The sequence below is a fragment of the Streptomyces sp. NPDC006510 genome, from assembly GCF_040611955.1.
Classification (GTDB): domain Bacteria; phylum Actinomycetota; class Actinomycetes; order Streptomycetales; family Streptomycetaceae; genus Streptomyces.
Genome location: NZ_JBEXPH010000069.1, coordinates 15,156 through 42,009, shown reverse-complemented (window position 1 = coordinate 42,009; position 26,854 = coordinate 15,156). Strand labels below are relative to the sequence as shown.

Annotated in this window: 24 protein-coding genes and 1 pseudogene; 18 read left to right on the top strand and 7 right to left on the bottom strand. The window is 70.3% G+C overall.

Going from position 1 to position 26,854, the window contains the following annotated elements; all coding sequences use genetic code 11:
* Positions 1-205 precede the first annotated feature (205 nt).
* The gene (locus tag ABZY11_RS21590; protein ID WP_356480680.1) at positions 206-1,417 is read right to left on the bottom strand and encodes a pyridoxal phosphate-dependent aminotransferase; all 1,212 of its coding nucleotides are present in this window, start codon (positions 1,415-1,417) and stop codon (positions 206-208) included.
* A gap of 302 nt (positions 1,418-1,719) precedes the next feature.
* Between ABZY11_RS21590 and ABZY11_RS21585 the strand changes: the two genes are divergently transcribed.
* The 5 genes from ABZY11_RS21585 (at position 1,720) to ABZY11_RS21565 (ending at position 5,267) form a co-directional block, all read left to right on the top strand.
* The gene (locus ABZY11_RS21585) at positions 1,720-2,028 is read left to right on the top strand and encodes a helix-turn-helix domain-containing protein (RefSeq protein ID WP_356480679.1); all 309 of its coding nucleotides are present in this window, start codon (positions 1,720-1,722) and stop codon (positions 2,026-2,028) included.
* A 123-nt stretch (positions 2,029-2,151) separates the two neighbouring features.
* Entirely contained in the window at positions 2,152-2,481 is a 330-nt protein-coding gene (locus ABZY11_RS21580; RefSeq protein ID WP_356480678.1) for a hypothetical protein, read from the top strand.
* A gap of 91 nt (positions 2,482-2,572) precedes the next feature.
* Positions 2,573-3,244 carry a class I SAM-dependent methyltransferase gene (locus ABZY11_RS21575; RefSeq protein WP_356480677.1) on the top strand — a complete coding sequence of 224 codons (672 nt, stop codon included), beginning with the start codon at positions 2,573-2,575 and terminating at the stop codon, positions 3,242-3,244.
* A 160-nt stretch (positions 3,245-3,404) separates the two neighbouring features.
* Complete coding sequence (locus tag ABZY11_RS21570; RefSeq protein ID WP_356480676.1) at positions 3,405-4,274, top strand: AraC family transcriptional regulator; 870 nt, start codon at positions 3,405-3,407, stop codon at positions 4,272-4,274.
* A 132-nt stretch (positions 4,275-4,406) separates the two neighbouring features.
* A complete protein-coding gene (locus ABZY11_RS21565; RefSeq protein WP_356480675.1) occupies positions 4,407-5,267 on the top strand; it encodes a serine protease in 861 nt (286 codons plus the stop codon).
* 99 nt (positions 5,268-5,366) lie between these two features.
* Here ABZY11_RS21565 and ABZY11_RS21560 read toward each other — a convergent pair whose 3' ends face one another.
* Entirely contained in the window at positions 5,367-6,188 is an 822-nt protein-coding gene (locus ABZY11_RS21560) for a TetR/AcrR family transcriptional regulator C-terminal domain-containing protein (protein WP_356480674.1), read from the bottom strand.
* An 83-nt stretch (positions 6,189-6,271) separates the two neighbouring features.
* Between ABZY11_RS21560 and ABZY11_RS21555 the strand changes: the two genes are divergently transcribed.
* Entirely contained in the window at positions 6,272-7,108 is an 837-nt protein-coding gene (locus tag ABZY11_RS21555) for a siderophore-interacting protein (protein WP_356480673.1), read from the top strand.
* Between the two features lie 33 nt (positions 7,109-7,141).
* On the opposite strand, the gene ABZY11_RS21550 is transcribed toward ABZY11_RS21555, so the two are convergent.
* Both ABZY11_RS21550 and ABZY11_RS21545 read right to left on the bottom strand, forming a co-directional pair.
* Positions 7,142-8,773, bottom strand: a complete 1,632-nt coding sequence (locus ABZY11_RS21550) for a D-aminoacylase (RefSeq protein WP_356480672.1) — start codon at positions 8,771-8,773, stop codon at positions 7,142-7,144.
* A 93-nt stretch (positions 8,774-8,866) separates the two neighbouring features.
* On the bottom strand, positions 8,867-10,150 hold the full coding sequence (locus tag ABZY11_RS21545; protein WP_356480671.1) for an alanine racemase: 1,284 nt from the start codon (positions 10,148-10,150) through the stop codon (positions 8,867-8,869).
* Positions 10,151-10,332: 182 nt separating this feature from the next.
* Here ABZY11_RS21545 and ABZY11_RS21540 point away from each other — a divergent pair, with 182 nt between their 5' ends.
* From ABZY11_RS21540 to ABZY11_RS21525, 4 genes and pseudogenes are all read left to right on the top strand, one after another.
* On the top strand, positions 10,333-11,400 hold the full coding sequence (locus ABZY11_RS21540; protein ID WP_356480670.1) for a sugar kinase: 1,068 nt from the start codon (positions 10,333-10,335) through the stop codon (positions 11,398-11,400).
* The gene (locus ABZY11_RS21535) at positions 11,397-12,155 is read left to right on the top strand and encodes an IclR family transcriptional regulator (protein WP_266415006.1); all 759 of its coding nucleotides are present in this window, start codon (positions 11,397-11,399) and stop codon (positions 12,153-12,155) included. Before ABZY11_RS21540 ends, ABZY11_RS21535 begins: the two co-directional genes overlap by 4 nt.
* A 6-nt stretch (positions 12,156-12,161) precedes the next feature.
* On the top strand, positions 12,162-12,572 hold the full coding sequence (locus ABZY11_RS21530; RefSeq protein WP_356480669.1) for a RidA family protein: 411 nt from the start codon (positions 12,162-12,164) through the stop codon (positions 12,570-12,572).
* A 140-nt stretch (positions 12,573-12,712) separates the two neighbouring features.
* A pseudogene (locus ABZY11_RS21525) lies at positions 12,713-12,949 on the top strand (hypothetical protein); the annotation flags it as partial.
* On the opposite strand, the gene ABZY11_RS21520 reads toward ABZY11_RS21525, so the two are convergent.
* The 3 genes from ABZY11_RS21520 to ABZY11_RS21510 all read right to left on the bottom strand — a co-directional run bounded on the left by ABZY11_RS21520 (position 12,892) and on the right by ABZY11_RS21510 (position 19,078).
* Positions 12,892-14,802 carry a serine/threonine-protein kinase gene (locus ABZY11_RS21520; protein ID WP_356480668.1) on the bottom strand — a complete coding sequence of 637 codons (1,911 nt, stop codon included), beginning with the start codon at positions 14,800-14,802 and terminating at the stop codon, positions 12,892-12,894. The pseudogene ABZY11_RS21525 and the gene ABZY11_RS21520 sit on opposite strands and share 58 nt — an antisense overlap.
* A 145-nt stretch (positions 14,803-14,947) precedes the next feature.
* On the bottom strand, positions 14,948-17,146 hold the full coding sequence (locus ABZY11_RS21515) for a serine/threonine-protein kinase (RefSeq protein WP_356480667.1): 2,199 nt from the start codon (positions 17,144-17,146) through the stop codon (positions 14,948-14,950).
* A 195-nt stretch (positions 17,147-17,341) separates the two neighbouring features.
* Positions 17,342-19,078 (bottom strand): glycoside hydrolase family 18 protein, encoded by a 1,737-nt coding sequence (locus ABZY11_RS21510; protein ID WP_356480666.1) that lies wholly within the window; start codon positions 19,076-19,078, stop codon positions 17,342-17,344.
* A 697-nt stretch (positions 19,079-19,775) separates the two neighbouring features.
* Between ABZY11_RS21510 and ABZY11_RS21505 the strand changes: the two genes are divergently transcribed.
* The 8 genes from ABZY11_RS21505 to ABZY11_RS21470 all read left to right on the top strand — a co-directional run bounded on the left by ABZY11_RS21505 (position 19,776) and on the right by ABZY11_RS21470 (position 26,842).
* Complete coding sequence (locus tag ABZY11_RS21505) at positions 19,776-20,642, top strand: hypothetical protein (RefSeq protein ID WP_356480665.1); 867 nt, start codon at positions 19,776-19,778, stop codon at positions 20,640-20,642.
* A gap of 75 nt (positions 20,643-20,717) precedes the next feature.
* On the top strand, positions 20,718-21,425 hold the full coding sequence (gene cpaB / locus ABZY11_RS21500) for a Flp pilus assembly protein CpaB (RefSeq protein ID WP_356480664.1): 708 nt from the start codon (positions 20,718-20,720) through the stop codon (positions 21,423-21,425).
* Between the two features lie 7 nt (positions 21,426-21,432).
* A complete protein-coding gene (locus tag ABZY11_RS21495; protein WP_356480663.1) occupies positions 21,433-22,716 on the top strand; it encodes an AAA family ATPase in 1,284 nt (427 codons plus the stop codon).
* A 15-nt stretch (positions 22,717-22,731) separates the two neighbouring features.
* Entirely contained in the window at positions 22,732-23,199 is a 468-nt protein-coding gene (locus tag ABZY11_RS21490) for a TadE/TadG family type IV pilus assembly protein (protein WP_356480662.1), read from the top strand.
* Positions 23,196-23,594 (top strand): TadE family protein, encoded by a 399-nt coding sequence (locus ABZY11_RS21485; RefSeq protein ID WP_356480661.1) that lies wholly within the window; start codon positions 23,196-23,198, stop codon positions 23,592-23,594. The genes ABZY11_RS21490 and ABZY11_RS21485 overlap by 4 nt, the downstream gene beginning before the upstream one ends.
* Positions 23,595-23,653: 59 nt before the next feature.
* Positions 23,654-24,991 carry a CpaF family protein gene (locus tag ABZY11_RS21480; RefSeq protein ID WP_328512241.1) on the top strand — a complete coding sequence of 446 codons (1,338 nt, stop codon included), beginning with the start codon at positions 23,654-23,656 and terminating at the stop codon, positions 24,989-24,991.
* A gap of 10 nt (positions 24,992-25,001) precedes the next feature.
* The gene (locus ABZY11_RS21475; RefSeq protein WP_356480660.1) at positions 25,002-25,940 is read left to right on the top strand and encodes a type II secretion system F family protein; all 939 of its coding nucleotides are present in this window, start codon (positions 25,002-25,004) and stop codon (positions 25,938-25,940) included.
* Between the two features lie 14 nt (positions 25,941-25,954).
* On the top strand, positions 25,955-26,842 hold the full coding sequence (locus tag ABZY11_RS21470) for a DUF5936 domain-containing protein (protein ID WP_356480659.1): 888 nt from the start codon (positions 25,955-25,957) through the stop codon (positions 26,840-26,842).
* Positions 26,843-26,854: the final 12 nt, after the last annotated feature.

Sequence of the window (26,854 nt, the reverse complement as noted above, 5' to 3'; positions counted from 1 at the left end):
CGGCGAGCTGGATGTCCAGCTCTTCCTCGCGGGAACGGTGCGGGAAGTCGTCGGCGTGGTCGGCCGGTGTGTGGACCGATTTGGTGCGGATCGGTTCGTACATGGATGGCCTCCTGGTGTTGCAGTGGAACCATCCTACCTTGGAATTAGTCTAAAGTTGTCCGAGTTCGATTCCTGGTTCCTGTGGAATCCCCGGCGGCCGGCCCTACGGCTGGCCGTATCCGTCCAGGAAGCGCCCGATCCGGCTCACCGCGTCCGTCAGATCCTCGGTCGACGGCAGCGTCACCACCCGGAAGTGATCGGGCTCCGGCCAGTTGAACCCGGTGCCGTGCACCACCATGATCTTCTCGGCCCGCAGCAGATCGAGGACCATCTGCCGGTCGTCCTTGATCTTGTAGACCTTGGGATCCAGGCGCGGGAAGAGATACAGCGCCCCCTTCGGCTTCACACAGGTCACGCCCGGGATCTGCGTCAGCAGGTCGTACGCGGCATCGCGCTGCTCCAGGATCCGCCCGCCGGGCAGCACCAGGTCGTCGATCGACTGCCGCCCGCCGAGCGCGGTGGCCACGGCGTGCTGCGAGGGCATGTTGGCGCAGAGCCGCATGTTGGCGAGGATCGTCAGCCCCTCGATGTACGAGGAGGCGTGCGCCTTCGGGCCGCAGACCGCCAGCCACCCCGAGCGGTACCCGGCCACCCGGTAGTTCTTGGAGAGCCCGTTGAAGGTGAGCACCATCAGATCGGGGGCGATCGTCGCGGTCGGGGTGTGGGTCGCGCCGTCGTACAGGATCCGGTCGTAGATCTCGTCGGAGCAGACGACCAGGTTGTGGCGCCGGGCGATCTCGGTCAGCCCGCGCAGCATCTCGTCGTCGTACACCGCACCCGTCGGGTTGTTCGGGTTGATGATCACGAGGGCCTTGGTGCGGTCGGTGATCTTCCGCTCGATGTCGGCGAGGTCCGGCATCCAGTCGGACTGCTCGTCGCACCGGTAGTGCACGGCCGTACCGCCGGCCAGCGACACCGAAGCGGTCCACAGCGGATAGTCCGGAGCCGGTACGAGGACCTCGTCGCCGTCGTCGAGCAGCGCCTGCATCGACATCTGGATCAGCTCGGAGACACCGTTGCCCAGGTAGATGTCCTCGACGTCGAGGTCGATCCCCTTGGTCTGGTAGTGCTGCATCACCGCCCGCCGCGCGGACAGCAGCCCCTTCGCGTCGCCGTAGCCGTGCGCCCCGGAGAGGTTGCGCAGTATGTCCTCGAGGATCTCGGGCGGGCACTCGAACCCGAACGCGGCAGGGTTGCCGGTGTTCAGCTTGAGGATGCGGTGACCGGCCGCTTCCAGCCGCATCGCCTCCTCAAGCACGGGGCCCCGGATTTCGTAACAGACGTTGGCGAGCTTCGTGGACTGGATGACCTGCATGTCTGGGAGCTTACGACCGCGCCCCGCGCGCTGCCCGGCCTTTCGCGTCCGGTTGCCCCACCCGGGTATTTCCGCCCGCCCGCCCCGTCTTCCATAGCCATGCGCCCACTGTCCGGGACCGTGGGAACGCCGGGCGGGGACGGGGGCGGGGCTTCGAATGCGGTGGAACGGGGGCGTGACGGACACGGACGGGTGAGATGCGCCACGACGCGGGAGGCGTTCGGGGCGTGCGGGCGTGACGTATGGGCTCGTCGTCCGGTCGACCGTCGTATGAGCGATCCGTGCGACTTGAGGAAAGCGCGATGGCCGGACAGCACAGCCGCTGGATTGCCTCGGGTGTCCGGACGGAGGATCCGGAACGGATTGCCATTCGAGAGGCTCCGGCCTTCGGTAAGGCTCTCTACGGCCGCCGCACCGCGCTTGGGCTCAGCGTGGCCGAGCCGGCCGGACGTACCGGCATGGAGGAGGACGACATCGAGTGCATCGAGGAGGGCGGTACAGCGCCGACGATCGAACTCCTCAGGAGCCTCGCAGCCGCCCTGGATGCCGATGTGCGCCTCACGCCCGGCCATGACCTCGGCTCTCTCTGGTTCGAAGCGCACGCGGCCTGACCGAGGGACATGCGGGTGCGGAAGGCAGAACAGAAGGGTCTTCGGGACCCCGGCGCCTCCTCCGTACCTCGGATGTGGCTCGACCCGGGTGAGAGAGCAACTCCTCCCGGGGACCAGGACCGCATGATCGGAAACGGGGAGCAGGATATGGCCGTGGTCGTGGCGCGCGACGCGGCAGCCATCGGTGCGGTGCTCCGGCAGGCGCTGGAGACGGCGGGCGCGGAGGAACGCCCAGGCATGGAGCGGGCCCTCGCCGTGGTCGCCGGCGCGGCCGGCGCACCGGACGCCGAGGTGCGGGGCCGCTGGGCGGGGCGCCGGATCAGGGCGGGCGGTCACCGGGGTCCGCTCGACGCGGTCGTGGCGGTCAAGGCACTGCGCAGGGCCGAGCCGGGCCTGAGCCTGCGCCGGGCGGTGCGGCTGTCGAGGGAAGCGGCCGCGACGGAGGCCGCGTAGCCCTGTGGCGGCCGCTCCCGTCGTACAGGGGCGACGGGCCCCGGCAGAAATCGCATGACGTGCCCGGCACCCCCGTCGTAGGGTCCCCGCCATGGACTGGCAGGCCTGGCACGACGCGTACGACATCCCCGATTCATGGCTGGCGCGGCGGCTGCGGGCCGTCGAGGACCGGATTCGGGACGCCCTCGACACCGCATCCCCCGGTCCGCTGCGGGTGATCAGCGTGTGCGCCGGCCAGGGCCGCGACCTCGTCGGCGTGCTGGCGGACCACCCCCGGCGCGACGACGTCCGGGCCCGGCTGGTGGAACTGGACCCCGGAAACACCGCATCGGCAAGGGAGTTGGCCCGCAATGCGGGGCTCACCCAGGTGGATGTGGTGACGGGCGACGCCTCGCTCACCGATCACTATCTCGATCTGGCACCGGCCGATCTCGTGCTGGTCTGCGGCGTGTTCGGCAACATCGTCGATGCCGACATCGAGCACACCATCGACATCTGCACCCGGCTGTGCAGACCCGGCGGCACCGTCGTCTGGACGAGGAACCGCGCTGCGCCCGACCGGGTGCCGCTGGTCTGCGAGTGGTTCGAGGAGCGCGGCTTCGACCGACAGTGGCTGTCCGAACCGGACGCGGGGTACGGCGTCGGCGCACACCGCTTCACCGGTGAGCCGCGCGAACTCCCGCAGGGGCACCGGATGTTCGACTTCGTCGGGTACGACGTGCTCAAGGCGGCGCGAGCGGACGGCCGAAACACGAGGCGCTGAGGCGTCGCACCGTACCGATCCGGCCCGCTTCGGCGCACTGGCGCGACCGATCCGACCGACCCGACCGATCCGACCGACCCGACCGATCCGGGCACGGAGTGTCGGGTGCGCCGGGGTGCACTCTTCCTAACGTGGGTGTCCGTAAGGGAAGGAGGCCGGGGTGCTGGAGAAGCTGAACCAGGCCATGGAGCACATCGAGGGCCGCCTCGATCAGCGGATCGAGGCGGCCGAGCTGGCCCGGATCGCCATGACGTCGGAGTACCACTTCCGGCGGATGTTCTCCGCGCTGGCCGGGATGCCGCTGTCGGAGTACGTCCGACGCAGGCGGCTGACGCTCGCGGGCGCCGAGGTGCTGAACGGGGAGCGGACGCTGCTGGAGGTCGCCGTGCGCTACGGCTACTCCTCGGGCGAGGCGTTCGCGCGGGCGTTCCGGGCCATGCACGGCGTCGGTCCGGGCGAGGCCCGGCGGACCGGTGCGGTTCTGCGGTCCCAGCCCCGGATGTCCTTCCGTCTCGTGGTCGAAGGGAGCAGCAGCATGGAGTACCGGATCGTGGCGAAGGGCGAGTTCCGCGTGGTCGGCAAGAAGGTGCGGGTTCCGCTCGTGCACGAGGGGGTCAACCTGGCCATCGCCGAGTTCATCCGGGGCATCGGCACGGAGACCGTGGGGCGCATCGCGGCGCTGTCCGATCAGCAGCCGGAGGGCATCGTCCAGGTGAGCGACAACCTCGCGGAGAGCCGTGCGGAGGGGACCGAATTCGACTACTACCACGCGGTGGTGACGGGAGCGGAGGCGACGCCCGATGACCTGGATGTGCTGGTGGTCGCGGCGGGCACATGGGCCGTCTTCGAGAACTCCGGACCCTATCCCGAGGCGCTCCAGTTCCTGTGGCGGGACGTGTTCACCCAGTGGTTCCCGTCCAATCCGTACCGGAGCAGGCCCGGTCCCGAGATCCTGCGCGTCGGGCCGTCGCCGGTCGCGGGGGAGGCATCGGCTGAGCTGTGGATCCCGGTGGAGCCGACCGCCGCCTGAGACCGACGGCTTGAAACCGCCCCTTGTGGGGCCCCCTCCAGTGCGCCACCATGCGCATGTCAAATCCGAAGGAAACTTCGGTGGGTAGGGGCCATCAGGACCCCTGCTCAGGTCACTTGAGGGGACCCCCACATGAAGAAGCCTCTCGTCGGTGCGCTGTTCGCCGTCCTGCTCCTCGGGGCAGGTGTCGCGCCCGCAACCGCGGCAACCGGCCACGAAGCGGCGGCGCCCACCGCGGTCAAGGAGAAGGCCCGGCCCAAGGCGGTCAACTTCGCCGGGACCGTGGCGCTCAGCAACTGTTCCGGCTCCGTCGTCCGCACCCCCGACTCCCAGCCCGGCGACCCCGCGCTCGTGCTCTCCAACGGGCACTGCATGGAGTCCGGATTCCCGGGCCCCGGCGAGGTCGTGTTCGACCAGCCGTCCACCCGCAGCTTCACCCTGCTGAACGCCTCGGGCAGCGGCGTCGGAACCCTGCGGGCCGGCAAGATCGCGTACGGGACGATGACCGACACCGACATCTCGGTGTACGAACTCACCAGCACCTACGCCCAGATCGAGAGCACCTACGGCATCAAGGCGCTGGAGCTCAACACCGCGCACCCGGTCCAGGGCACCGCGATCACCGTCGTGTCGGGCTACTGGAAGCGCACGTACGCCTGCAACGTCGACGGCTTCGTCTACCGCCTCAAGGAAGGGGAGTGGACCTGGAAGGACTCGGTCCGCTACACCTCCGCCTGCCAGACCATCGGCGGTACGTCCGGCTCCCCGGTGATCGACAACGCGACCGGCAAGGTCGTCGCCGTCAACAACACCGGCAACGAGGATGGTCAGGAGTGCACGGACAACAACCCGTGCGAGGTCGACGAGAGCGGCAATGTGACGGTGCGCGAGGGCATCAACTACGCCCAGCAGACGTACGGCATCGTGCCCTGCATCGGCACCGGCAACAAGTTCGACCTCGACCGTCCGGGGTGTGCCCTGCCCAAGCCGTGACGTGATCTGCGGTCGCTGGTTCGGTTTCTGGCCCGGGCCGGAGTCGACCCGTCGCCGCCGCGATGCCCGACGCCGGGCGTCGCGGCGGCGATTCGCGAATCACGGCGCCGTCGTGCGCCCGATCGCCGCCTCGATTCCGTCGAGCAGTACCCCGAGCCCGACGTCGAACGTCTCCCGCGCCTCGCGCTCCAGGTACGGCACCGCCGCCTCGCCGGGCGCCGGGGCCGGCGACCCCGGGGCGGACCCGGTCTCCATCGCGACCAGGCTCGGATAACGGTCCGCGAAGTCGGGCGCCACCTCGCCCAGCAGCGCCGAGCGGGCGAACCACCACTCCTCGTCCGACTCGCCCGTCACCGCCGCGGCCTGCCGCGCCTCGGCGACCGTCCCGGCGCAGCCGCGCACGAAGTGGGACAGGGTGCCGACCAGCCGCCGCAGCAGGTGCGCTTCCAGTCCGGTCGCGTTCAGCAGGCGCACGAGGGTGTCCAGCCCCGCGTACTCGTGCGGGCCGAGGACCGGGCGGGCCTGGGAGACCTGGAGCACCCAGGGGTGGCGCAGGTGGAATTCGAGCGTGTCCCGCGCCCAATCGGTCAGCCCGGCACGCCAGTTGCCGGTTTCGTCGTACTCCGTGGGCAGTTCGGCGTGGACCGCGTCGTACATCAGGTCCAGCAGCTCGCCCTTGCTGGGGACGTAGGTGTAGAGCGCCATCGCGGTGCGGCCCAGCCGCTCGCCCACCGCGCGCATCGAGAGCGCGGCCATGCCGTCCTCGTCCGCGACGGCGATCGCGGCGGTCACGATCGCGTCGACGCTCAGCACCGGCCGGGGGCCGGGGCCGGGGCGCCGGTCCTGGGGCTCCGGCCGGTCGGCACGCCACAGCAGGGACATCGATCGGCGGGCGTCGCCCTGTCCGGCAAAGACCACCACTTGCGACTCCTTACGCCGTAAAGTAACTTCTCCCGGGTAATTCCTTACGCCGTAAACTATCAGCCGGAGAGGCGGGCGTCGCTATGGGGCAGGCGTTGACCGTGTCGTACGTACGGGTCGTCGGAGTGGAGCGGATCACTCCGCGAACGGCGCGCGTCACCTTCACCGGAGACGCGCCGGCGGAGCTCATGGAGGACCGCCCCGACCAGCAGATGAAGCTCTGTTTCCCGAGGGAGGGGCAGGGCGTGCCCCGGCTGCCGGAGCCGGATGCCGACGACACGTACGGCATGCGGTGGTACGAGGCGTACCTCGCGATCCCCGAAACCGAGCGCCCGCTGATGCGGAGCTTCACCGTCCGGGGGTACGACCGCCGGACCGGCCGGATGACGGTCGACTTCGTGCTCCACGGCGACGACGGCCCCGCCGCCCGCTGGGGCCGGGACGCCCGACCGGGCGATGTGCTCGGCATGGTCGGCCCGTCGTCGCTGTACGCCCGGCCGCTGCCCGCCGCCGACTGGCTGTTGCTGGCCGGCGACGAGACGGCGCTCCCCGCGATCGGGACCCTGTTGGAGTCCCTGCCGGCCGGGGCGCGGGCGCTCGCCTGGATCGAGGTCGCCGACGCGGCGGAGGAGCAGCCGCTCGGCTCGCCCGGCGACGTGACCGTCCACTGGGTGCACCGGGACCGGGGCGGGGCATTGCCGGACGCGGTGCGGGCGGCCCGGCTGCCCGCCGGGACCGGGGCCGCGTGGCTGGCCGGTGAGGCGGGGGCGGTACGGGCCCTGCGCCGCCATCTGGTCGAGGAGCGCGGGCTGCCCAGGAAGGCCGTGGAGTTCAGCGGGTACTGGCGGCGCAGCCTCACCCAGGACGACGCCCCGACCGAGGAGGACCTGGCCTGGGCGAAGGAGCAGGCGGGGGAGTAGGCGAAGGAGGGGCCGGGGGGAAGGCCGGGGGCGTCATGGGCCGCCCCGGGTGCGCCCCGTTCCCCGGACGGCCCGGCCCGCCAGTGCCTGGGTGCGGCGGCCGTCCTCGATGACGAACCGGCCGTCGATCAGTACGTGCGGGATGCCGGTCGGCAGCGTACGCGGCTCCTCGAACGTCGAGCCCGCCGCCACCGTCCGCGGGTCGAAGAGGACCAGGTCGGCGCGGTAGCCCTCGCGGACGTACCCGCGGTCGGCCAGCCGCAGCCGCCGTGCCGGGCGCGAGGTGAGGTGGGCGACGCACTCCTCCAGCGAAAGGGTTCCCAACTCCCTCACGTACCGGCCGAGATACTGCGGGAAGGTGCCGTAGGCGCGCGGGTGCGGCTTGTCGCCCTGGAGGATGCCGTCACTGCCCCCGGTGTGCACCCGGTGGCGCATGATCTGCCGCACGTTCTCCTCGTGGCCCACGTGCTGGAGGATCGTCGAGCCGAGCCGGTCCTCGATGAGCAGTCTGCGCGCGGTCACCCAGGGCGCCTCGCCGCGCAGCCGGGCGGACTCGGCCACCGTACGGCCCACATGGCCGGCGAGAGCGGGCACGCTCACCCCCGAGATCTCGATCGTGTCCCACTCGATCGGCACGCCGTGGCAGCCGTCCGAGCCCAGCACCTCCATGTGGTGCCGGATCCGTTCCGCCGTCGCGTCGTCGGCGAGGCGGGTGAGCACCGGCTCGGGCCCGCCCTCGCTCGCCCAGCTCGGCAGCATCGCGACGAGCGTGGTGGAGCCAGGGGTGTACGGGTAGGTGTCGAGGGAGATGTCGGCGCCCGCGTCGAGCGCGTCGTCGAGCAGGGCGAGCAGGTCGGGGGCCCTGCCCTTGTTCACCCCGAAGTTCATGGTGGCGTGGGCGAGATGCAGGGCGCAGCCCGCGTTCCTGGTGAGCCGCACCATCTCCTCGTACGCGCCGAGCGCGCCCGCCCCGTACGAGCGGTGGTGCGGGCAGTAGTAGCCGTCGTACTCGGCCACCACCCGGCACAGTTCGGTGAGTTCGGAATCGTTCGCGTACATGCCGGGGGTGTAGGTGAGCCCGGAGGACATGCCGACCGCGCCTTCCGCCATGCCCCGGGCGACGAGTTCCTTCATCCGGTCCAGCTCGGCCCCGGTGGCGGGCCGGTCCTCCCAGCCCACCGCGTACATCCGGACCGTGCCCTGCGGGATGAGGTAGGCGGCGTTGACCGCGATGCCCCGGCCGTCGAAGTTGCGGTCCAGCCGGTCCAGGTACTCGCCGACCGTGCGCCAGTCGAAGTCGATGTCGTCACCGCTGCCGTTCCAGCCGGTGATGGCACGGCGGACCTCGGCGAGCGTCCGGTCGTCGGCCGGGGCGTACGACAGGCCGTCCTGGCCGAGGACTTCGAGCGTGACGCCCTGCGCGGCCTTGGCGCTGTGGTCGGGGTCGCGGAGCAGCGCGAGATCGCTGTGCGCGTGCATGTCGATAAACCCGGGCGAGAGGACGAGCCCGTCGGCATCGAGGGTGCGCCGGGCGGAGGGGCGGGGCCCGGAGGCGTGTTCGGGGTGGATCTCGGCGATCCGGCCGTCCCGGATCGCCACGTCGGCGAGGCGGCCGGGCGTACCGGTGCCGTCGACGACGTGTGCGTTACGGATGACCAGGTCCATGTGGGCTCCTGACAACTGGCGATTGAGCCCCTCCGGCGATCGAGGAGCGGAGGTCCGGGGGCGGAGCCCCCGCAGAGGCCCGCCCCGCGGGGATCAGAAGAACGTGCGGATGTAGTCCGTGACCGTGCCGTCCGCCGCGACCAACGGGATCAACTGCCACTTGTCGAAGCTGGTGCACGGATGCGACAGACCCATCCCCACCCAGTCACCCACCTCCAGCTCCGCACCCGGCTCCGTACGCACCCACGTGTGCTGGTCCGACAGACCGCTGACCGAGACGCCCGCCGCGGCCCGGACCGCGCCGTCCCGGCCGGACCGCACGACCTGTGCCTCGGGGAGGTCGAGGTCGTACGCCGCGTCCCGCTTGCCCGCGTTGAGGAACGCCTGCTCGGCGGACGGGCGCGAGACGACCTGCGCCCACAGCCGGAAGGCGGGCTGCAGCGCCCCCTCCTCCGGCACCCGGTTGAACGGGGTGAGGTGACGGTAGTGGCCGTCGTCGTGCGAGACGTACGCCCCCGAGCGCAGCAGCTTCAGCACCGGCGCGGAGAGCCCGGGGATCTCCGCGAACACGTCCGCCACCGCGTCGAACCACGCACTGCCGCCCGCACTGATCACGATCCGCTCGCCGGACGCCGCGAAGCGCCCCGCGCGGTCGAAGTCGACGGCCAGCGCGACGAGCCGGCGCAGCCACCGGCGCACCCGCTCGCCGGACGCCTCCGGCACCTCGCCCTCGTAACCGGCCACGCCCACCAGCCGCAGGGTGCCGGTCGCCGCCACCGCGTCGGCCACCGCCGCGCAGTCGGCCTCGGTACGGGCGCCGGTGCGCGCGCCCTCGCCCGCGCCCAGTTCCACGACGACGTCGACGGGGCGGGAGGCGCCCGCCGCGCGCAGCGCCTCGTCCATCAGCTCCACGCCGCGCACCGAGTCGACGTAACAGATGAAGCGGAACTCCGGGTCGGAGTCCAGCTCGCGGGCCAGCCAGCGCAGGGCCGCGGCGTCGACGAGCTCGTTGGCGAGGAAGATCCGCCGGATTCCGTACGCCCGGTAGACCCGCGCCTGGTGCGGCACGGCCGCGGTGATGCCCCAGGCGCCGTGCTCCAGCTGGCGGGCGAAGAGCTGCGGGGACATGGAGGTCTTGCCGTGCGGGGCGAAGGCGAGGCCGTGGCGCTCCGCGTACGTCTCCAGGAGGGCGAGGTTGTGCTCGACCGACTCGGCGGACAGGGCGAGCACCGGGGTGGTGAAGCCGCCCGTGAAGAGGTTGCGCCGCTCGGCGGCGAGGGCGCCGACGGTCAGGCCCTCCGCGTCGGGCGGGAGCGCCTTGAAGCGGTGGTCGACCAGCTCGTCGGCAAGTCCGGACACAGGACGGTCGGCGGCCAAGGGGGGCCTCCTCGATCGAAGTCGTCGTTGCACTATATGCAACACCCATTGCGTATATCGCTTGACGCTGTCTAACATCCGAGCCGACACCGGGTCAATGGCGAGTACCCGCACCGCACCCCGAGCCGCCGCCCGCCGTATTGCCCCACCACCGAACCGCCGAACCCGCGAGGAGCCCCCGAGTGCCCGGAACCCCGGCCAGGACCGCCGACGCCGCCACGGCCGCCGAAGTCGTGTGCCTCGGCGAGTCCATGGTGACGTTCCTGCCGTCGCAGCCCGGACGCCTCGCCGACGTACCCTCCTTCGGCCGCGGCATCGGCGGCGCCGAGTCCAATGTCGCCTGCGCGCTGGCCGCCGCCGGACACCGGGCCGCCTGGGTCAGCCGGGTCGGCGCGGACGGCTTCGGCGACCACCTCGTCGAGGCGATCGCCGGCTACGGGGTCGACACCTCCGGAGTGCGGCGCGATCCGTCGCGGCCCACCGGGATCTACTTCCGCACCGCGACCGACCGGGCCACCGACGTGCACGAGGTCGCCTACTACCGGGCCGGGTCCGCGGCGTCCGCGATGTCCCCGCGGAACATCCCGTACGAGACGCTGCCCGCCACCCGGGTCCTGCACCTGTCCGGCATCACCGCGGCGCTCTCCGCCGACTGCCTGGCCCTGCTCCACGACCTGACCTCGCCCCGGCCCGGCCGCCCGCTGGTCTCCTTCGACGTCAACCACCGGCCGGGCCTGTGGCGCGACGCCGACGCGTCCCCCGAGGTGCTCCTCGACCTGGCCCGCCGCAGCGACCTGGTCTTCGTCGGCGAGGACGAGGCGGAGGAGGCGTGGGGGGTGACGGGCGCGCAGGCGATCCGCGCGGCGCTGCCGGAGCCGGAGGTGCTGGTCGTGAAGCGGGGAGCGGAGGGCGCGACGGTCTTCTCGGCGCCCCGCTCCTCGCGCGCCCCGGAGGCCGGGAGCGTCACCACCGTCCCCGCCCTCCGGGTGGACGTCGTCGCCCCCGTCGGCGCCGGCGACGCCTTCGCCGCCGGGTTCCTCTCCGCCACCCTGCGCGGCCTCCCGGTACGCGACCGCGTCCGGCACGGCCACCTCATGGCCGCCGCCGTCCTCACCGTCCCCGGCGACCTCACCGGACCGCCGGCCCGCGCGCACGCCGACGCCCTCGCCGCACTGGACGACGACGCCTGGGGGAGACTTCGTCTCGGCCCCGGGTGGACGGGGGAGGACCAGGAGGTACGTACGACATGAGTCAGACCGTCGACCGGGCGCTGAGCATCCTGCCGCTGCTCGCCCAGGGACCCGCCGACCTCGGCCAGGTCGCCGAGCGGCTCGGCGTCCACAAGTCCACGGCACTGCGCCTGCTCCGTACGCTCCACGAGCACGGACTCGTCTACCGCCAGCAGGACCAGCGCTACCGCCTCGGCGCCCGTCTCTTCGCCCTCGCGCAGGAGGCCGTCGAGAACCTCGACGTACGGGAGATCGCCCACCCCCACCTCGTCGAACTCAACGAGAGCTGCGGCCACACCGTGCATCTCGCGGTGTACGAGGAGCAGGAGGTCCTCTACATCGACAAGGTCGAGAGCCGCTACCCGGTCAGGATGTACTCGCGGATCGGCAAGCCCGTCGCGATCACCGTCGCCGCCGTCGCGAAGCTGCTCCTCGCCGACCTCACCGAGCCCGAGCGGCGCGCCGTTGCCGAGAAGCTCGACTACCCCATGTACACGTCCCGTTCGACCCCGAACGCCGGTGCCTTCCTCAAGGAACTCACCGTCGTCCGCGAACAGGGCTGGGCCACCGACCTCGGCGGCCACGAGGAGTCCATCAACTGCGTCGGCGCCCCCATCCGAGGGGCGGACGGACGGGTCGTCGCCGCGATGTCGGTCTCCGCGCCCAATGTCGTCGTCACGGCCGAGGAACTCCTCACCCTGCTCCCGCTGGTGCGCCGCACCGCGGACTCCATCAGCCGGGAGTACTCCGGCACCACCCGACCCAAGAAAGCCTGAACAGCCATGACCGAGAAGACCGCCCTCACCCCGAGCACCCACACCACGCCCCCCGCGAAGTTCTCGCACGGGGTGAAGAAGGGGAACATCCTCCAGGTCGCAGGCCAGGTCGGCTTCCTGCCAGCGGTCGAGGGCCAGGCCCCGACCCCCGCCGGTCCCACGCTGCGCGAGCAGACCCTCCAGACCTTCGCCAACGTCAAGGCGATCCTGGAGGAGGGCGGCGCGAGCTGGGACGACGTGATGATGATGCGCGTCTACCTCACGGACGTGGACCACTTCGCCGAGATGAACGAGATCTACAACGCCTACTTCGGCGAGCAGGACCTCAAGGCGGCCCCCGCCGCCCGCACGACCGTCTACGTCGGCCTCCCCAAGGGCCTGCTCATCGAGATCGACGCGCTCGCGGTACTCGGCTGAACCAGCTGATCCACTTGCCGCACCCGCACCGACGCACCACCGCGCGCGGCACGGCGCCCCGCCCCACGGGAGCGCCGTGCCGCGCTCCCCCACACCCGAAAACCCTCTCCGACAAAGGAGTTACGCATGCTGCTCGCCGCATCGTCGTCCCCCTGGTCGAGGGACAGGACCTGTCGCAGGCCCATTTGGCGCTGATCATCATGGCGATCTCGGCCGACTCGATCTTCGCCTCGCACGTGAACGACGGCGGCTTCTGGATGGTGTCGAAGTACTTCGGCATCTCCGGACGCGACACCCTGAAGTCCTGGCCGACGTGGACTCAGGCCTGGCTGACGCAGACGATGTTCTTGCCGCCGTCCACCTTCCAGTACCAGTAGCGCCGCCCGTTGTCCGTCGGACAGATCTGGCCGCTGAACGACTTGGGCGCCCGGTAGTAGCCGGTGATCTGCGCGATCGACTGCCCCGCGACGGGCACCTTGTCGGCGCTGCAACTCCAGACCACCAGCAGATCGGCGTTGCCGTTGCCCTTCAGATCGGCTGGGAAGCACTGGCCCTTGCGGAACTGACGGGTCAGGCAGAGCGTCGTGTTCATGTCGTCGTTCGCGCGGTGGTACCACCTGCCGCGGCCGTTGCCCGAAGGGCAGGGGTCGGGGGTACCGCCGGTGGAGGAGGCACGGGTGACAAAGACATAGGCGTTGGCGGAGTCGCAGTCGACCGGCAGGGGCACTGTGGAGTTCCAGTTCCCGTGCCCGTCGTCGTAGGCGTTGAGGCACTGGCCGCTGCGTACGTACCGGAAGGCCCGGTCCGTGGCGTCGGCGGTCGGGGTGGGGGTGGGTGTGGGCGTAGCGGTCCGGCTCGCGGTGGAGCCGTAGGCGCTGCCCGTGGTCGACGTACTGCTGGTGTCCGTCTCCCAGGGCTGCCAGACGAAGTACACGAAGAGAACGAACGCGAGAAACAGCCAGCCGAAGCCGGAAGACTTCTTGGGCGTCGGTGTCGGCGAGGGGGCGGGCGTGGGCGTCGGTTCGGGCTCGGGCTGGGACTTGGGCTTGTTGGGGCGCTCCGACGAGGACGAGGCACGGGCGCGCTGTGCGGCCCGTTCCCGTGCGGCCCGCTTCTCCGCACGTTCGCGCTCCGCGCGCTCGTGTTCCTTCGCGGCGCGTTCCCGTTCCCGCGCGGCCCGCTCCCGCTCCCGCAGCCGCGCCTCGCGTTCCGCCGTGTACATCCGGGTGGGGTCCGGCGGCGGTACCACTCGCGTGCGCTGGTCCGCGGTCGGGGCTTCCGGGCCGGTCCGGCTCGCGCGGGTGAGTTCCCGGCCCTGGGCCGCGTACGCGCCGATCAGTTCCGTCCACCGCGGTGGCAGCCAGCGGGTGCCGCTGTGGGTCGCGGGCAGGCCGGCCTGGTCCTTGCGGAAGCGGGCGAGGAGGTCGGCTGGTTCGGGGCGTGCGGCGGGGTCGGTGGCGAGGCAGGGCCGGATCGTCGCGACGAGTTCCTTCGGCAGGCCGTCGAGGTCGAGTTCGCCGCGTTGGACGCGGGCCAGCAGCCGCAGGGTGTCGCCGTCGGCGGCGTAGGGCGGCCGTCCGGTGGCCAGCAGGAACAGTGTCGCGCCCAGTGAGTACACGTCCGAGGCCGCGGTCGACGCCTCGCCGCGGGCCTGCTCGGGCGAGGTGAAGGCGATCGTGCCCAGCGTCAGGCCGGTACGGGTGAGGTCGTCGGCGTGCGAGATGCCGAAGTCGATCAGCCGCGGCCCGTCGAGCGGCAGCAGCACGTTCTGCGGCTTCACGTCGCGGTGCACGATGCCCTCCCGGTGGAGGGTGACCAGCGCCTCCGCCGTGCCGGCCGCCACCCACCGCACCGCCGACGCGGGCAGCACCCCGCAGCTTCGGACGAGTTCGGAGAGCGGGGGCGCGGCTATGTAGTCGATGGCCATCCAGGGCCGCTCGGCGTTCGCGTCGGCGTCCCGTACGCGTGCCGTGTGCACGCTGTCGATCCGTTGCGCGAGCTTCACCTCACGGGCGAAGCGCCGCCGGTCGACCTCGCTGACCTCCCCCTCGGCGAGCAGCGTCTTCACCGCGACGAGTTCCCCGGAACCCTGCCCGCCGTCGTTCCGAGGGCCGCCCACGGCCAGATAGATCCGCCCCATGCCGCCGGATGCCAGCCGCCCGGTCAACCGGTACGGCCCGAGAACCGTCGGATCGTCCCCGCTCAGCGCCTGAACCCGCGCCCCGGCCATGTCATTCCCCCTGTCGTACAACCGCGCCCCCCAACACGGTGGCACGCGAACCCCCGGGGGACCACGGGTCGGGCTGTCCCGGACAGTGCGCGGACGGTCCGGGACAGGCGAAGGGGGACGCTGTGCTGCGTTGTCCTGTTCCGGTTCAGGCCGCCGATGCGCAGATGATGCTGCGGCCCTTGTTCACCGGCCAGTACCAGAACCGCTCCCCGCGCCCCGCAGGGCAGGTCCAATTGGTGCCGGCCGAGGGGGCCCGGTAGAACCCGGTGATCCGGAGGATCGACTGGCCGGCCCGGGGGACGGTCGACGAGTTGCAGGCCAGCACCACCGTCAGATCGGCGCTGACGGCACCCCGGACCTGTGCGGGGAAGCACTGGCCCACCTGGTACACCCGGTCGAGGCAGAGCGTTCGCCCGATCCCGTCCTCACCGGACTTGTGCCACCAGGTGAAGCCCTGTCCCGTGTCGCAGGAGCTGGCGTCCCCGGACCGGGAGGTGACCCGGTTGACATGCATGTAGGCGTTCCGGGCCCGGCAGTTGACCCGGACCGGAGTCTCGGCGCTCATCTTTCCGTGCCCGTCGCTGTACACGTCGAGGCAGTCACCGGCGCGCACGGCGCGGAACGCCAGGTCGGTGGCGTCCGGGGTGGGGGTCGGCGTCGGGGTCGGAGTGGGCGTGGGGGTCGGAGACGGCTCGTCGGTGCTGCTGTCCGGCTCGTCCGCGGTACCTCCGGAGGCGTCGCCGCTCTCGCTGTCGCCGGTGCCGGTGTCGTCCTCGGAATGGGTGCCGAGGCTGCTGCCGGCCGTGACGGCACCGGAAGTGGACCCGCCGCTGCCGCTCCCGTTCCCCGAGGTCTCCCAGGGATGCCAGACGACCAGCGCGACGACCACGGCGATGGCGATCAGCCAGCCCCAGTTCGAGGAGCCGCCCGAAGGAGCGGCCGGCGGGGGCGTCGTGCGCCGCGTGCCCGGCGTGGGGGAGGCGGTGGTGGATGCGGCCGCACGAGCCCGAGCGGCACGGGCCGCCTGCTCGGCGCGCTGCCTCTCGGCCCGCTCCCGCCTGGCCTGCTCCTGCGCGGCCCGTTCCAGCCTGGCCCGCCGCTGCGCGGCCCGTTCCCGTTCGGCGCGCTCGGCCTCCAGGCGAGCCGTCTCCGCGCGTTGCCGCTCCGCGCGTTCCCGCTCCGCCCGTTCCCGTACGGCGCGTTCGGCCTGTTCGCGCTCCGCCTGTTCCCGTTCGGCCTGCTCCGCCCGCTGCCGCTCCGCCAGTGCCGCGAGCGCCGCCAGCTCCTGCCGCGTACGTTCGCGGCGGGCGCGGTCGCGGGCGGCGCGGGCCTTGCGCTCCTCCGTGTAGACCATCGTCGGGCGGGGCGGCGGCACCACGTTCGTGCGTTCGTCGACGGTCGGGTCCGCCGGGCCCGTATGGCGGTCGTTCGCGAGTTCCAGGCCCTGGGTCGCGTACGCGCCGATCAGTTCCGTCCACCGCGGTGGCAGCCAGCGGGTGCCGCTGTGGGTCGCGGGCAGGCCGGCCTGGTCCTTGCGGAAGCGGGCGAGGAGGTCGGCTGGTTCGGGGCGTGCGGCGGGGTCGGTGGCGAGGCAGGGCCGGATCGTCGCGACGAGTTCCTTCGGCAGGCCGTCGAGGTCGAGTTCGCCGCGTTGGACGCGGGCCAGCAGCCGCAGGGTGTCGCCGTCGGCGGCGTAGGGCGGCCGTCCGGTGGCCAGCAGGAACAGTGTCGCGCCCAGTGAGTACACGTCCGAGGCCGCGGTCGACGCCTCGCCGCGGGCCTGCTCGGGCGAGGTGAAGGCGATCGTGCCCAGGGTGAGACCGGTGAGCGTGAGATCACTGGCGTGCGAGATGCCGAAGTCGATGACCCGGGGGCCCTCCAGCGGCAGCAGCACGTTCTGCGGCTTCACGTCCCGGTGGACGATGCCCACCCCGTGCAGGGTGACCAGTGCCTCCGCGGTTCCGGCGGCGATCCATCGCACGGCCGACGCGGGTAACACCCCGCAGGTGCGGACGAGTTCGGAGAGCGGGGGCGCGGCTATGTAGTCGATGGCCATCCAGGGCCGCTCGGCGTTCGCGTCGGCGTCCCGTACGCGCGCCGTGTACGCGCTGTCGACCCGCTGCGCGAGCGATACCTCACGGGCGAAGCGCCGGCGGTCGACCTCGCCGACGTTTCCCTCGGCCAGCAGTGTCTTCACGGCGACGAGGCCCCGGCTGCCGCGCTCACCGCTGCGGGCCAGATAGATCCGCCCCATGCCGCCGGACGCCAGCCGTCCGATCAGCCGGTACGGTCCGAGCGTCGCCGGATCGCCCGCGCCCAGTGCCTGCACCCGCGCCCCGGCCATGTCCCTCCCCCTGTCGCACCACGATCGAGCCCCACAACGGTGCCACGAGCGCGCCCGAACAGCCATGGGATGCAGGAAGTCCCGGGCACTCTGTTGCCGGTCCGGGACAGGTCCGGGACGGCCACCGGACCCGGAACGTGCAGCAGCGCCGCCGGGGGAGCGGCGGCGCTGCTGGTCAGGAGGTGCGGCCGACGGCTACGGCAGGCCGTGCACGTGCGGACCGACCGCGTTCGACCAGGCGTTGCCCGACTTGGCGTCCCAGTTGGTCGACCAGGTCATCGCGCCGCGGATGCCCGGGTACGTCTTCGAGGGCTTGAACGTGCCGCAGTTGGTGCCGGAGGCCAGGCAGTCCAGGGCCGCGTTCACCACCGACGGCGGGACGTAACCGCTGCCCGCGCCGCTCGTGGAGGCGGGCACACCGAGGCCGACCTGGGACGGGGCGAGGCCGCCCTCCAACTGGATGCAGGCGAGCGCGGTGAGGAAGTCCACCGAGCCCTGCGAGTAGACCTTGCCGTCGCAGCCCAGCATCGAACCGCTGTTGTAGTACTGCATGTTGACAACGGTCAGGATGTCCTTGATGCCGAGCGCCGTCTTGAAGTACTCACCGGCGGTGGACTGCATGTCGATGGTCTGCGGGGCCATCGTGATGACGAGGCCCGAGCCCGCCTTCTGCGACAGCGAGCGCAGCGCCTTCGTCATGTACGTGGAGTTGAGACCGTTCTCCAGGTCGATGTCGACACCGTTGAAGCCGTACTCCTGGATGAGCGAGTAGACCGAGTCGGCGAAGTTGGTCGCGGAGGCGTCGCTGTTGACCGAGACGGACCCCTTCTCGCCGCCGACCGAGATGATGACGTTCTTCCCGGCCGCCTGCTTCGCCTTGATGTCGGCCTTGAACCGGTCGACGGTGTAGCCGTTCAGGCCCGCCGTGTCCAGGTTGAAGGTGACGGCGCCCGGTGTGCCGGTGGCGTCGGCGAAGGAGACCGCGATGATGTCGTAGTTCGCGGGCACGTCGCTGAGCTTCTGCACGGTCGCGCCGTTGTTGAAGTTCTGCCAGTAGCCGGTCACCGCATGCTTGGGGACGGAGGTGCCGGGGTTGGGTTCGCCGCCGCCCTCCTTGGCCGTACGGCCGCCGACCGTCGAGGACTTGACGGACTCACCGGCCGCGTTGGTGGCGGTGACCGCGAACTGGTACGCCGTGTCGGCGGCCAGCCCCGTGACGGTCGCCGAGCTCCCGGTGGTCGTGGTCGCCTTCTGGCCGTCGCGGTAGACGGTGTAGCCGGTCGCGCCGGAGACCGCGTTCCAGGACAGGGCCACGGAGGAGGAGGTGGTCGCGCCGACCGCGAGCCCGGCCGGGGCGGACGGGATGGTGGGCTCCGGGTCGGTACCGCCCCCGCCGTCGGGGCCGTTGACCGAGACGTCGTCCACCAGATAGGCGGCCTGCCCGTACCAGCCGTGTGTGTAGACCTGGACCGAGGTGGTGTCGGGGCCGGTCCTGAAGCTGGTGGTGAGCTGTGTCCAGCTGCCGGAGCCGGGGGACCAGGTCGATACGTCGGTGGTTCCGGTACCGCTGGCGCCGAGGTACGCGTACCCGCCCTGCACCCAGGAGCTGAGCGTGTACGTCGAGTCGGGCTTCACGGCCACGGTCTGGGTGCACCGCGCGTTGTCCTGGCCGGACGGGGTGGCCTTGAGGGCGGCGGTGCCACCGTGCACGGGGGAGGAGACGGTGCTGCCGCTGCCGCCGGAACAGGTCCAGTTGGCGAGCCCGGACTCGAAGCCCGCGTTCTTGGCGACGTTGATATCGGCGGCCTGGGCGTTTCCGGCGAGACCCGTGGCGGTCAGCGCGCCGGCCGCGAGGACGGCCGCGACGGCGCCGACAAGGGGACGGTTGTACCGCCTGCGGATTCTGTGGCCGTTACCGGGGGAAGGTTCCACTTGCTGCCTCCGTGGGGGAGTTGGGGATGCCTGCCGGGAGTACCGGGGGACGAGCCGGCGGGGTGGACCGGCGGACTCCGGGCCGTCCGGGAGGTGACGGGGAGAAGAAGGGGATGTGGAGTTGAGGAACGGTGGCCACCGCTGGCCGACAAAGCTGGTCCAGACCAATCGAGTTGTCAAGACCTCTGGCAACGGGACCTGCGACGACCGGGTCCGCCCGGTCGCTCCCGGACCGGTCCGCCGGAGGCCCGCGAGTACCTCCGCCGGGGCTCCGGATCGGCCCCGCGCTCCCTGTGAATTGACGTTTTGTTGACCTCGCGGGGCCACGTGCGGGTGATGCGGCGAGGGTGCCCGGACAGTGACGGACCGGCCCTCCGCGGGGGCCGGTGCGGGAGGTTCCGCATCCGTGTTGACGTGCGGAAATGAATTCCCGGCCCGGGTAACGGCAAGGTTGATCGGTAACCCTCCGCAGTTGTACAGAAGTTGACGGTTTTCGATTTGATCCGATTTAGCACCGGGGCGTTACGCGGGCGCCTCGCACACGTTGTCGGACTGGCCTCCGAAAAGTGTTCTCTGCCAGGTAAGACGTGGATAAAGTGCTGAGGCAGAACCGCGGAGCAGGAGCGATTGCGGCCGACGTCATGACCGGCGTCCGGCCGGAGCCGAAACGGGGAACAGCGTGCCGACCGCAATAGCAGTGACCAGTGCTGACTTGGTACTACCTCCGACCGATCAGCAGACACCGACAGCCGCCCTGCTGCAGGCACCCGATGCCCAGGCGCTGGAGATGGCCATCGGTGACATGCACGTGCTGCTCGAACAGCACGGCTATGTCGTCGCCGTCTACCCGACCGGCATCTCGCCCGCCCACGAGCGCAGGCTCTACTCAGTACGCTCCGTCCTGGAGAGCGACCGCATCGCCCTGGTCAAGGTGGATCTCCCGCCGCTGGGCGTCGCCGTACTCGTCAGGCAGCTGCGCCAGTTGTCCATCTGTGACTTCAGCCCCGGAGTGGTCGCCTCCGCCGCCCGGCTGCTGACGCACTACATCCACGCGGGCGCCCTGCTCCACTCGGTCACCAAGTTCGACCGGGTCCCGGTCGACCTCAGGACCCATGCCAAGTCCTGGGTGCCCGGCTCCCAGTTCGCCGTGGTCGCGGGGCCCGAGCCCCAGCTCGTCAAGGTCGGCCCGAAGGCGGACCCGCCGACCGGCCCGGAATTCGCCACCCATCTGATGACCGCCAAGGGGCAGTCGCAGTCGGAGTGGGTGAAGGAGACCCTCGCCCCCGCGTGGCAGGTCCAGTCCATTCACGAGTCCGCACTTCCGTCCGATTCCCCGGCATGGTGGGGAACCGGAAAACTGGTGGAATTCGCCGCCTACCTGCCAGACATCTCCGTCCTGTACCAATTGGTGGCCTCCGTGCGCCGTGAGAACTGCCACTGGTGCGGAATGGAACTCATCGGTGACCTCTGCGGGTTCTGCTCCTCCCCGCTACCCGCAGCGGAGAACCGAATGCACTCTGCCGGTGTCCTCAGCCATGGAGCGCTCGCACCACCGCAGTCCTAGCGCTTCCGCTTTCCTCCGTAGACGCCCTTCCGTCCGCTGCCCCACGCATCCGAATCGAACGAGGTTGTCCGGCCCATGAACTCCCGTCAGCGCCGCGGCGTGATACTCCTGCTTTTGTCGGTTCTGTGCGCCTTCGGCGCCTTCGCCGGCGTGCTCTCGGTGATCAGCGATGTCAACTCCAAGGTCGGGCCGGAGGTCTCGGCCTACCAGCTGAAGTCCGACGTAGCGCCCTATACCGCCCTGTCCTCCGGGCAGTTCGAAAAGATCTCGATGCCCAAGCGCTGGCTGTCCACCAACGCGGTGACGGACCTCTCCGAGGTCAACGGCAAGATCGCCGTCACCCAGCTGCGCAAGGGCTCGCTGCTCCAGTCCGACATGATGCAGCGCCGTCCCGAGCTGCAGCCCGGGGAGCAGGAGATCGCCATCATGATCGACGCCGCGACCGGCGTCGCGGGCAAGATCACCCCCGGTGCCACCGTCAACATCTACGCCACCTTCGCCGGTGAGCGCGACGGCGATCCCTCCCAGTCGAAGGTCATCGTCTCCAACGCCAAGGTGCTGGACGTCGGCAAGCTGACCGCCCTGGAGCCCAGCCACGACGGCAAGTCCAACATGGGCACCGAGGCCGTCCCGATCACCTTCGCGCTCAACACGCTCGACACCCAGCGCATCGCCTACGCCGAGTCCTTCGCGGAGCACGTACGCCTCGCGCTCCTCGCCTCCGGCAGCGACAGCACCATCCGCCCGGGTGACCGCACCTACACGCTCGACAAGGACAAGTGAGGATCGAATGACCACGAGGATCCTCCCGGCCGTCGGTGACGTCGACGCGGCCAGATCCGTCACCACCCTGCTCAGCCAGCTCCCCGACGCGGAGCCGGCCACTCCGGTCAGTGATTCGACCCAGCTCATCGACGCCCTCGCCCGGCTCGCCGGCGAGTCACTCGACGATCTGCCCGAGGTCGTGCTGGTCCACGAGCGGATCGGGCCGGTGCCGGCGCTGGAACTGATCCGGGAGGTCTCCCTGCGCTTCCCCGCCATCGGGGTCGTGCTGATCACCGCCGATGTCACCCCCGGCCTGTTCTCGTCCGCGATGGAATCGGGCGCACGAGGCGTCGTCACCCTCCCCCTGAGTTACGAGGAACTGGCCAACCGGGTTCAATCCGCCGCCCAGTGGTCCGTCGGCGTCCGCCGTCACCTGACCACCGGCACCGATGTCTTCACCGGCCCCGGCGGTACGGTCATCACGGTCAGCGGCGCCAAGGGCGGCGTCGGGACCACCGTCACCGCCGTACAACTGGCCCTGGCGGCCCAGACATCCGGGCGCAGCGTCGCGCTGGTGGACATGGACCTCCAGGCCGGTGACATCGGCTCGTACCTCGATGTGCAGTTCCGACGGTCCATCGTCGACCTGTCGACGATCACCGACATATCGCCACGCGTCCTGTCCGACGCCGTGTTCAGCCACAACACCGGTCTGGCGCTGCTCCTGGCGCCCAGCGAGGGCGAGAGCGCCGAGGAGGTCAGCGACCGCTCGGCCCGGCAGATCGTCAGCGCCATGCGGTCGCGTTACGAGGTCCTGATCGTCGACTGCGGCAGCCAGCTCCAGGGCGCCAGCGCGGCGGCCATCGAGATGGCCGACACGGCACTGCTGGTCACCACACCCGATGTGATCGCGGTGCGCGGTGCCAAGCGGGTCGTACGGATGTGGGACCGGCTCCAGATCCGCAAGGCGGAGGAGACGACGACCGTCGTCAACCGCTTCATCCGCAACACCGAGATCCAGCCGCAGCTGATCGAGAAGATCACCGGCACCAGCACGGCCAACACCGCGATTCCGGCGAACTTCAAGGAACTCCAGGCCGTCGTCGACGCCGGCCGACTGCACGAACTCGACTCGAAGAGCACGGTCAAACAGGCCCTCTGGGCCCTTGCGGGCGAGCTCGGCATCGTCAAGGTTCCTGAGAAGGAGAAGAACGGCGCGAAGACCGGCGCGAAGTTCAAGAACGACCGAGGCTCGATCGGGCGCCGACGCGACCGCGACGGCGACTCCCGGAAACGGCCGACGACCTAGGGGGCAAGTTGACCAATGGCACTTACCGAGACGAGAGACACGGAGATACGGGGAAGGCTCCACGGTGATCCTTCCCCGGCGTGGGGCCGGATCCGCGGTCAGTTGCTCGGCCGCAAGCGGGACCGTGGCCAGACCGCGATCGAGTTCCTGGGTGTCACACCGCTGATCATCCTGCTGCTGATCGCGCTCTGGCAGTGCGCGCTGATCGGCTACACGTTCTCCCTGGCGGGGAACTCGGCGGACCAAGCGGCACACAAGGGCGCCATCTCGGAGGGCACGCGAGGACAGGCGTGCCGGGACGCGGCCGAGGAGGACCTGCCGAAGGTCTGGCGGGAGTCGATGAAGCGGACGAAGTGCGAGAGCTCGGGCGCGCTGTACAAGGCCACGGTGAAGCTTCGGGTACCGGTACTGGTGCCCGGCGTACTCAATTGGCCGATGACCATCGAGGGCAACGCCGCGTCGCCGCTGGAGGCCAAGCGATGAGCATGCGCGTACACACGCCGGGTCAGAGGACCGCGGCACATCGCCGGGACCGCGGTCAAGTCGCCATTGAATACATGGGCTTCATCCCGCTACTGCTCCTGGTGGGCCTCTTCGCGATTCAGCTGGGGGTCGCCGCGTACGCCGCCAACCAGGCGGGCACCGGTGCCCGCGCGGCGGCGCGTACCGCCACCCAGGACGTGCCGCGCGGGGATTCCGAGCGGGCGGGCCGCGAGGCGATGAGTGACTGGCTCGGCAGCCACAAGAACGCGAAGTTCAGACGCCATGGTGGGTCCGGCGAAGTGACGTACACCACTCGCGTGAGGATCCCCTCCGTCGTTCCCGGTATCGACGACTGGGGTTGGGCCAAGCGCAGCTCCACCATGCCGCGAGGGTGAGCGGAGCCCGCATCGCACAACCGGAGCACCACAAGCAAGTCTGAGCGAGGAGTTACGCAATGAGTCTGCGGGCACGCATGACCGCCCCCGAGAAGAACGGCGGGGCGCGGGAGGACAGCCACATGGTGGCCACCTACCGCGCCAAGCTGCTCGAAGAGATCGACCTGGCCGAGATGTCCTCGCTCGCCGCCGCAGACCGGCGAGCGCGGCTGGAGCGTGTGCTCAGCCACATCATCAGCCGCGAGGGGCCGGTCCTCTCGACCGTCGAACGCACCCAGCTGATCCGCCGGGTCGTCGACGAGGCCCTCGGGCTCGGCATTCTGGAACCGCTCCTCGAAGACGCGTCCATCACCGAAATCATGGTGAACGGACCGGACCAGATCTTCGTCGAGCGCAGCGGCAAGGTCGAGAAGCTGCCGATGCGCTTCAGTTCGCACGAGCAGCTGATGCAGACCATCGAACGCATCGTGTCGACGGTCAACCGCCGCGTCGACGAGTCGAACCCCATGGTCGACGCGCGTCTACCCAGTGGTGAACGTGTCAACGTCATCATCCCGCCCCTGTCGCTGACCGGTGCGACGCTGACCATCCGACGGTTCCCCAGGGCCTTCACGCTCCAGGAAATGATCAACGTCGGCTCGCTCGACGAGCAGATGCTGATCCTGCTGTCCGGACTCGTCCAGGCCAAGCTCAACATCATCGTTTCCGGCGCCACCGGTACCGGGAAGACGACGCTCCTCAACGCGCTCTCCGGCCTCATCCCCGACAGGGAGCGCATCGTCACCATCGAGGACTCCGCCGAGCTCCAGCTCCAGCAGAGCCACGTCATCCGGCTGGAGTCCCGACCGGCGAACGTGGAGGGGAAGGGCCAGATCTCCATCCGTGACCTGGTCCGCAACTCCCTGCGTATGCGCCCCGACCGCATCGTCGTCGGTGAGGTCCGTGGTGGCGAATCGCTCGACATGCTCCAGGCGATGTCGACCGGTCACGACGGCTCGCTCGCCACTGTCCACGCCAACAACGCCGAGGACGCGCTCATGCGTCTGCAGACCCTGGCCTCGATGTCCGAGATCGAGATTCCGTTCGAGGCGCTGCACGACCAGATCAACAGCGCTGTCGATGTCATCGTCCAGCTCACCAGGCACGCCGACGGTTCCCGCAAGATCACCGAGATCGCCGTCCTCGACTCGCACGGCCGCGACCCCTACCGCATCGTGTCCGTCGCCCGGTTCAATGCACAGCCGATGGACGCCGAAGGGCGGATCAACGGCGAATTCCAGTACCTCCCGATCCCGCGCAAGATCGCCGAGCGCCTCTACATGGCCAGCCAGCCCATCCCGCAGGCCTTCGGGGTTGCCGATTCCGCCGAACAGCTCGCCACCCGAGAGGCCAACTAGGTACCGTGCCATGACGAATCTCCCTCTTCTCACCATCGGCGTCACGCTGCTCGCCGGCGTCACGGGCGTCGTGGGTCTGCACGCCTACTCCGGTGGCAAGGCCGACCGGGATGCCCTGGTAGACCGTCTTTCGCACACCGGTCATATTCCGGAGACCGGCCGACGCCGTCGATTCCGGTCGTTGGACAGCCGACTGCGGAAGACCGGCCTGGGCCGGAAGCTCGAACTGAAGCTGGCTGCCACCGGCCTCGACATCACGCCGGGCGAGTTCTTCGTCTACGCCGTCGTCGCCCTGGCCGGGCTCTGGATGATCGCCTCGTCCATGCTCGCCAGCTTCTTCGGGCCGGTCGCCGCGCTCATCGGCCTCTGGGGGACCAACGCCTTCCTGAACTGGCAACGGACCAAACGCACCGAGCACTTCATCAATCAGCTCCCCGAGCTCGCCCGCATCCTCGCCAACGCCACCCAGGCCGGCCTGGCGCTGCGCACCTCCATCGGCATGGCCGCCGATGAACTGGAGGACCCGGCGGGCGAGGAGCTGGCCAGGGTCGCCCGCCGCCTCGCTGTCGGTGAATCGCTGGAGGACGCGATGAGCGAACTGACCGACCGGCTGCCCTCCCGCGAACTCGTCGTCCTGGTCACCACCCTCGTCCTGTCCAACCGGGCCGGCGGTACGGTCGTCAGCTCGCTGCGCAACCTCACCGAGACGCTGGAGGAGCGCAAGGAGACCCGACGCGAGGTCAAGACCCAGCTCTCCCAGGTGACGGTCACGGCCTACGCCGTTCCCGCTTTCGGCCTGGGCGCCATGCTCCTGATGAACGCGGTCATGCCCGGCGCCCTCGACCGTATGACCGGTGCGCTCATCGGCCAGGTCGCGGTGATCGTCTCCCTTGCCCTGTACGCGATCGGATTCCTCGTGATCCGCCGCCTGTCCAAGATCGACGTCTGATGGGCGGTGCACACATGGATCTGCTCCTGGCAGGCGTAGTAGGGCTCGCGGTCTTCGGAGCCATCGCGGGTGTCCGCATGTACCGGGCCGATGCGAAGCTCCCCGGTGACCTTGCGATCGCTCTGGAAGTCGGTTCGACCCGTACCAGTGCGGTCGGCTCCGGCATCGACCGTCTGGGCATGCGCTGGGCCCCCATGGTGCTGAGGATGATGGGCCCCAAGGCGGTCAACAAGAAGCGCCGCCAGATCGACATGGCGGGTAACCCGGGCGGTCTGACCATCGACCGCTACGCTGCCCGCCGAGCGGTCTACGGCGGACTCGGTCTGCTCGGCGCTTTCTCAATGATCATCCGCGGGCAGATCTTCCTCTCCCTGGTGCTGATCGCTTTCGGACTGTTCTGGGTCGAGGTCGGCATCTGGTCCGCGGTCCGCATCCGCCGTGACCACATCGACCGGACGCTTCCGGACTTCCTCGACGTGCTCGCCGTCGTGGTATCCGCCGGCCTCGGCTTCCGGCAGGCCCTGGCCCGGGTCGCCGACAAGTACGAGGGGCCCTGGGCGGACGAGCTCCGTATCACCCTGCGCCAGATGGACATGGGTGTCAGCCGCCGTGAGGCCTTCGAGCAGTTGCGCAAGCGCAATGACTCGGAGCAGGTCGCGATGTTCGTGACCACGCTCCAGCAGGGCGAGGAACTCGGCGCGCCGATCGTCGAGACGCTGATCCAGATCGCCAACGACATGCGGCGCACCGACGCCCAGAACGCCCGTCGGAAGGCGGCCAGGGCGGTTCCCAAGGCGACCTTCGCGGTCACCACGTTCCTTCTTCCCGGAACGCTGGTGATGCTGACGGTCGGATTCGTCTACGGGGTCAACGTCGACTTCAGCGCCCTCATGGGCGGATGACGTGAACGAGGC

What these genes read in the sequence shown, in the direction of transcription:
- ABZY11_RS21590 (WP_356480680.1), bottom strand. Translation starts at nt 1,417, where the DNA reads ATGCAGGTCATCCAGTCCACGAAGCTCGCCAACGTCTGTTACGAAATC.
- ABZY11_RS21585 (WP_356480679.1), top strand. Translation starts at nt 1,720, where the DNA reads ATGGCCGGACAGCACAGCCGCTGGATTGCCTCGGGTGTCCGGACGGAG.
- ABZY11_RS21580 (WP_356480678.1), top strand. Translation starts at nt 2,152, where the DNA reads ATGATCGGAAACGGGGAGCAGGATATGGCCGTGGTCGTGGCGCGCGAC.
- ABZY11_RS21575 (WP_356480677.1), top strand. Translation starts at nt 2,573, where the DNA reads ATGGACTGGCAGGCCTGGCACGACGCGTACGACATCCCCGATTCATGG.
- ABZY11_RS21565 (WP_356480675.1), top strand. Translation starts at nt 4,407, where the DNA reads ATGAAGAAGCCTCTCGTCGGTGCGCTGTTCGCCGTCCTGCTCCTCGGG.
- ABZY11_RS21555 (WP_356480673.1), top strand. Translation starts at nt 6,272, where the DNA reads ATGGGGCAGGCGTTGACCGTGTCGTACGTACGGGTCGTCGGAGTGGAG.
- ABZY11_RS21550 (WP_356480672.1), bottom strand. Translation starts at nt 8,773, where the DNA reads ATGGACCTGGTCATCCGTAACGCACACGTCGTCGACGGCACCGGTACG.
- ABZY11_RS21535 (WP_266415006.1), top strand. Translation starts at nt 11,397, where the DNA reads ATGAGTCAGACCGTCGACCGGGCGCTGAGCATCCTGCCGCTGCTCGCC.
- ABZY11_RS21530 (WP_356480669.1), top strand. Translation starts at nt 12,162, where the DNA reads ATGACCGAGAAGACCGCCCTCACCCCGAGCACCCACACCACGCCCCCC.
- ABZY11_RS21520 (WP_356480668.1), bottom strand. Translation starts at nt 14,802, where the DNA reads ATGGCCGGGGCGCGGGTTCAGGCGCTGAGCGGGGACGATCCGACGGTT.
- ABZY11_RS21515 (WP_356480667.1), bottom strand. Translation starts at nt 17,146, where the DNA reads ATGGCCGGGGCGCGGGTGCAGGCACTGGGCGCGGGCGATCCGGCGACG.
- cpaB (WP_356480664.1), top strand. Translation starts at nt 20,718, where the DNA reads ATGAACTCCCGTCAGCGCCGCGGCGTGATACTCCTGCTTTTGTCGGTT.
- ABZY11_RS21495 (WP_356480663.1), top strand. Translation starts at nt 21,433, where the DNA reads ATGACCACGAGGATCCTCCCGGCCGTCGGTGACGTCGACGCGGCCAGA.
- ABZY11_RS21490 (WP_356480662.1), top strand. Translation starts at nt 22,732, where the DNA reads ATGGCACTTACCGAGACGAGAGACACGGAGATACGGGGAAGGCTCCAC.
- ABZY11_RS21485 (WP_356480661.1), top strand. Translation starts at nt 23,196, where the DNA reads ATGAGCATGCGCGTACACACGCCGGGTCAGAGGACCGCGGCACATCGC.
- ABZY11_RS21480 (WP_328512241.1), top strand. Translation starts at nt 23,654, where the DNA reads ATGAGTCTGCGGGCACGCATGACCGCCCCCGAGAAGAACGGCGGGGCG.
- ABZY11_RS21475 (WP_356480660.1), top strand. Translation starts at nt 25,002, where the DNA reads ATGACGAATCTCCCTCTTCTCACCATCGGCGTCACGCTGCTCGCCGGC.
- ABZY11_RS21470 (WP_356480659.1), top strand. Translation starts at nt 25,955, where the DNA reads ATGGATCTGCTCCTGGCAGGCGTAGTAGGGCTCGCGGTCTTCGGAGCC.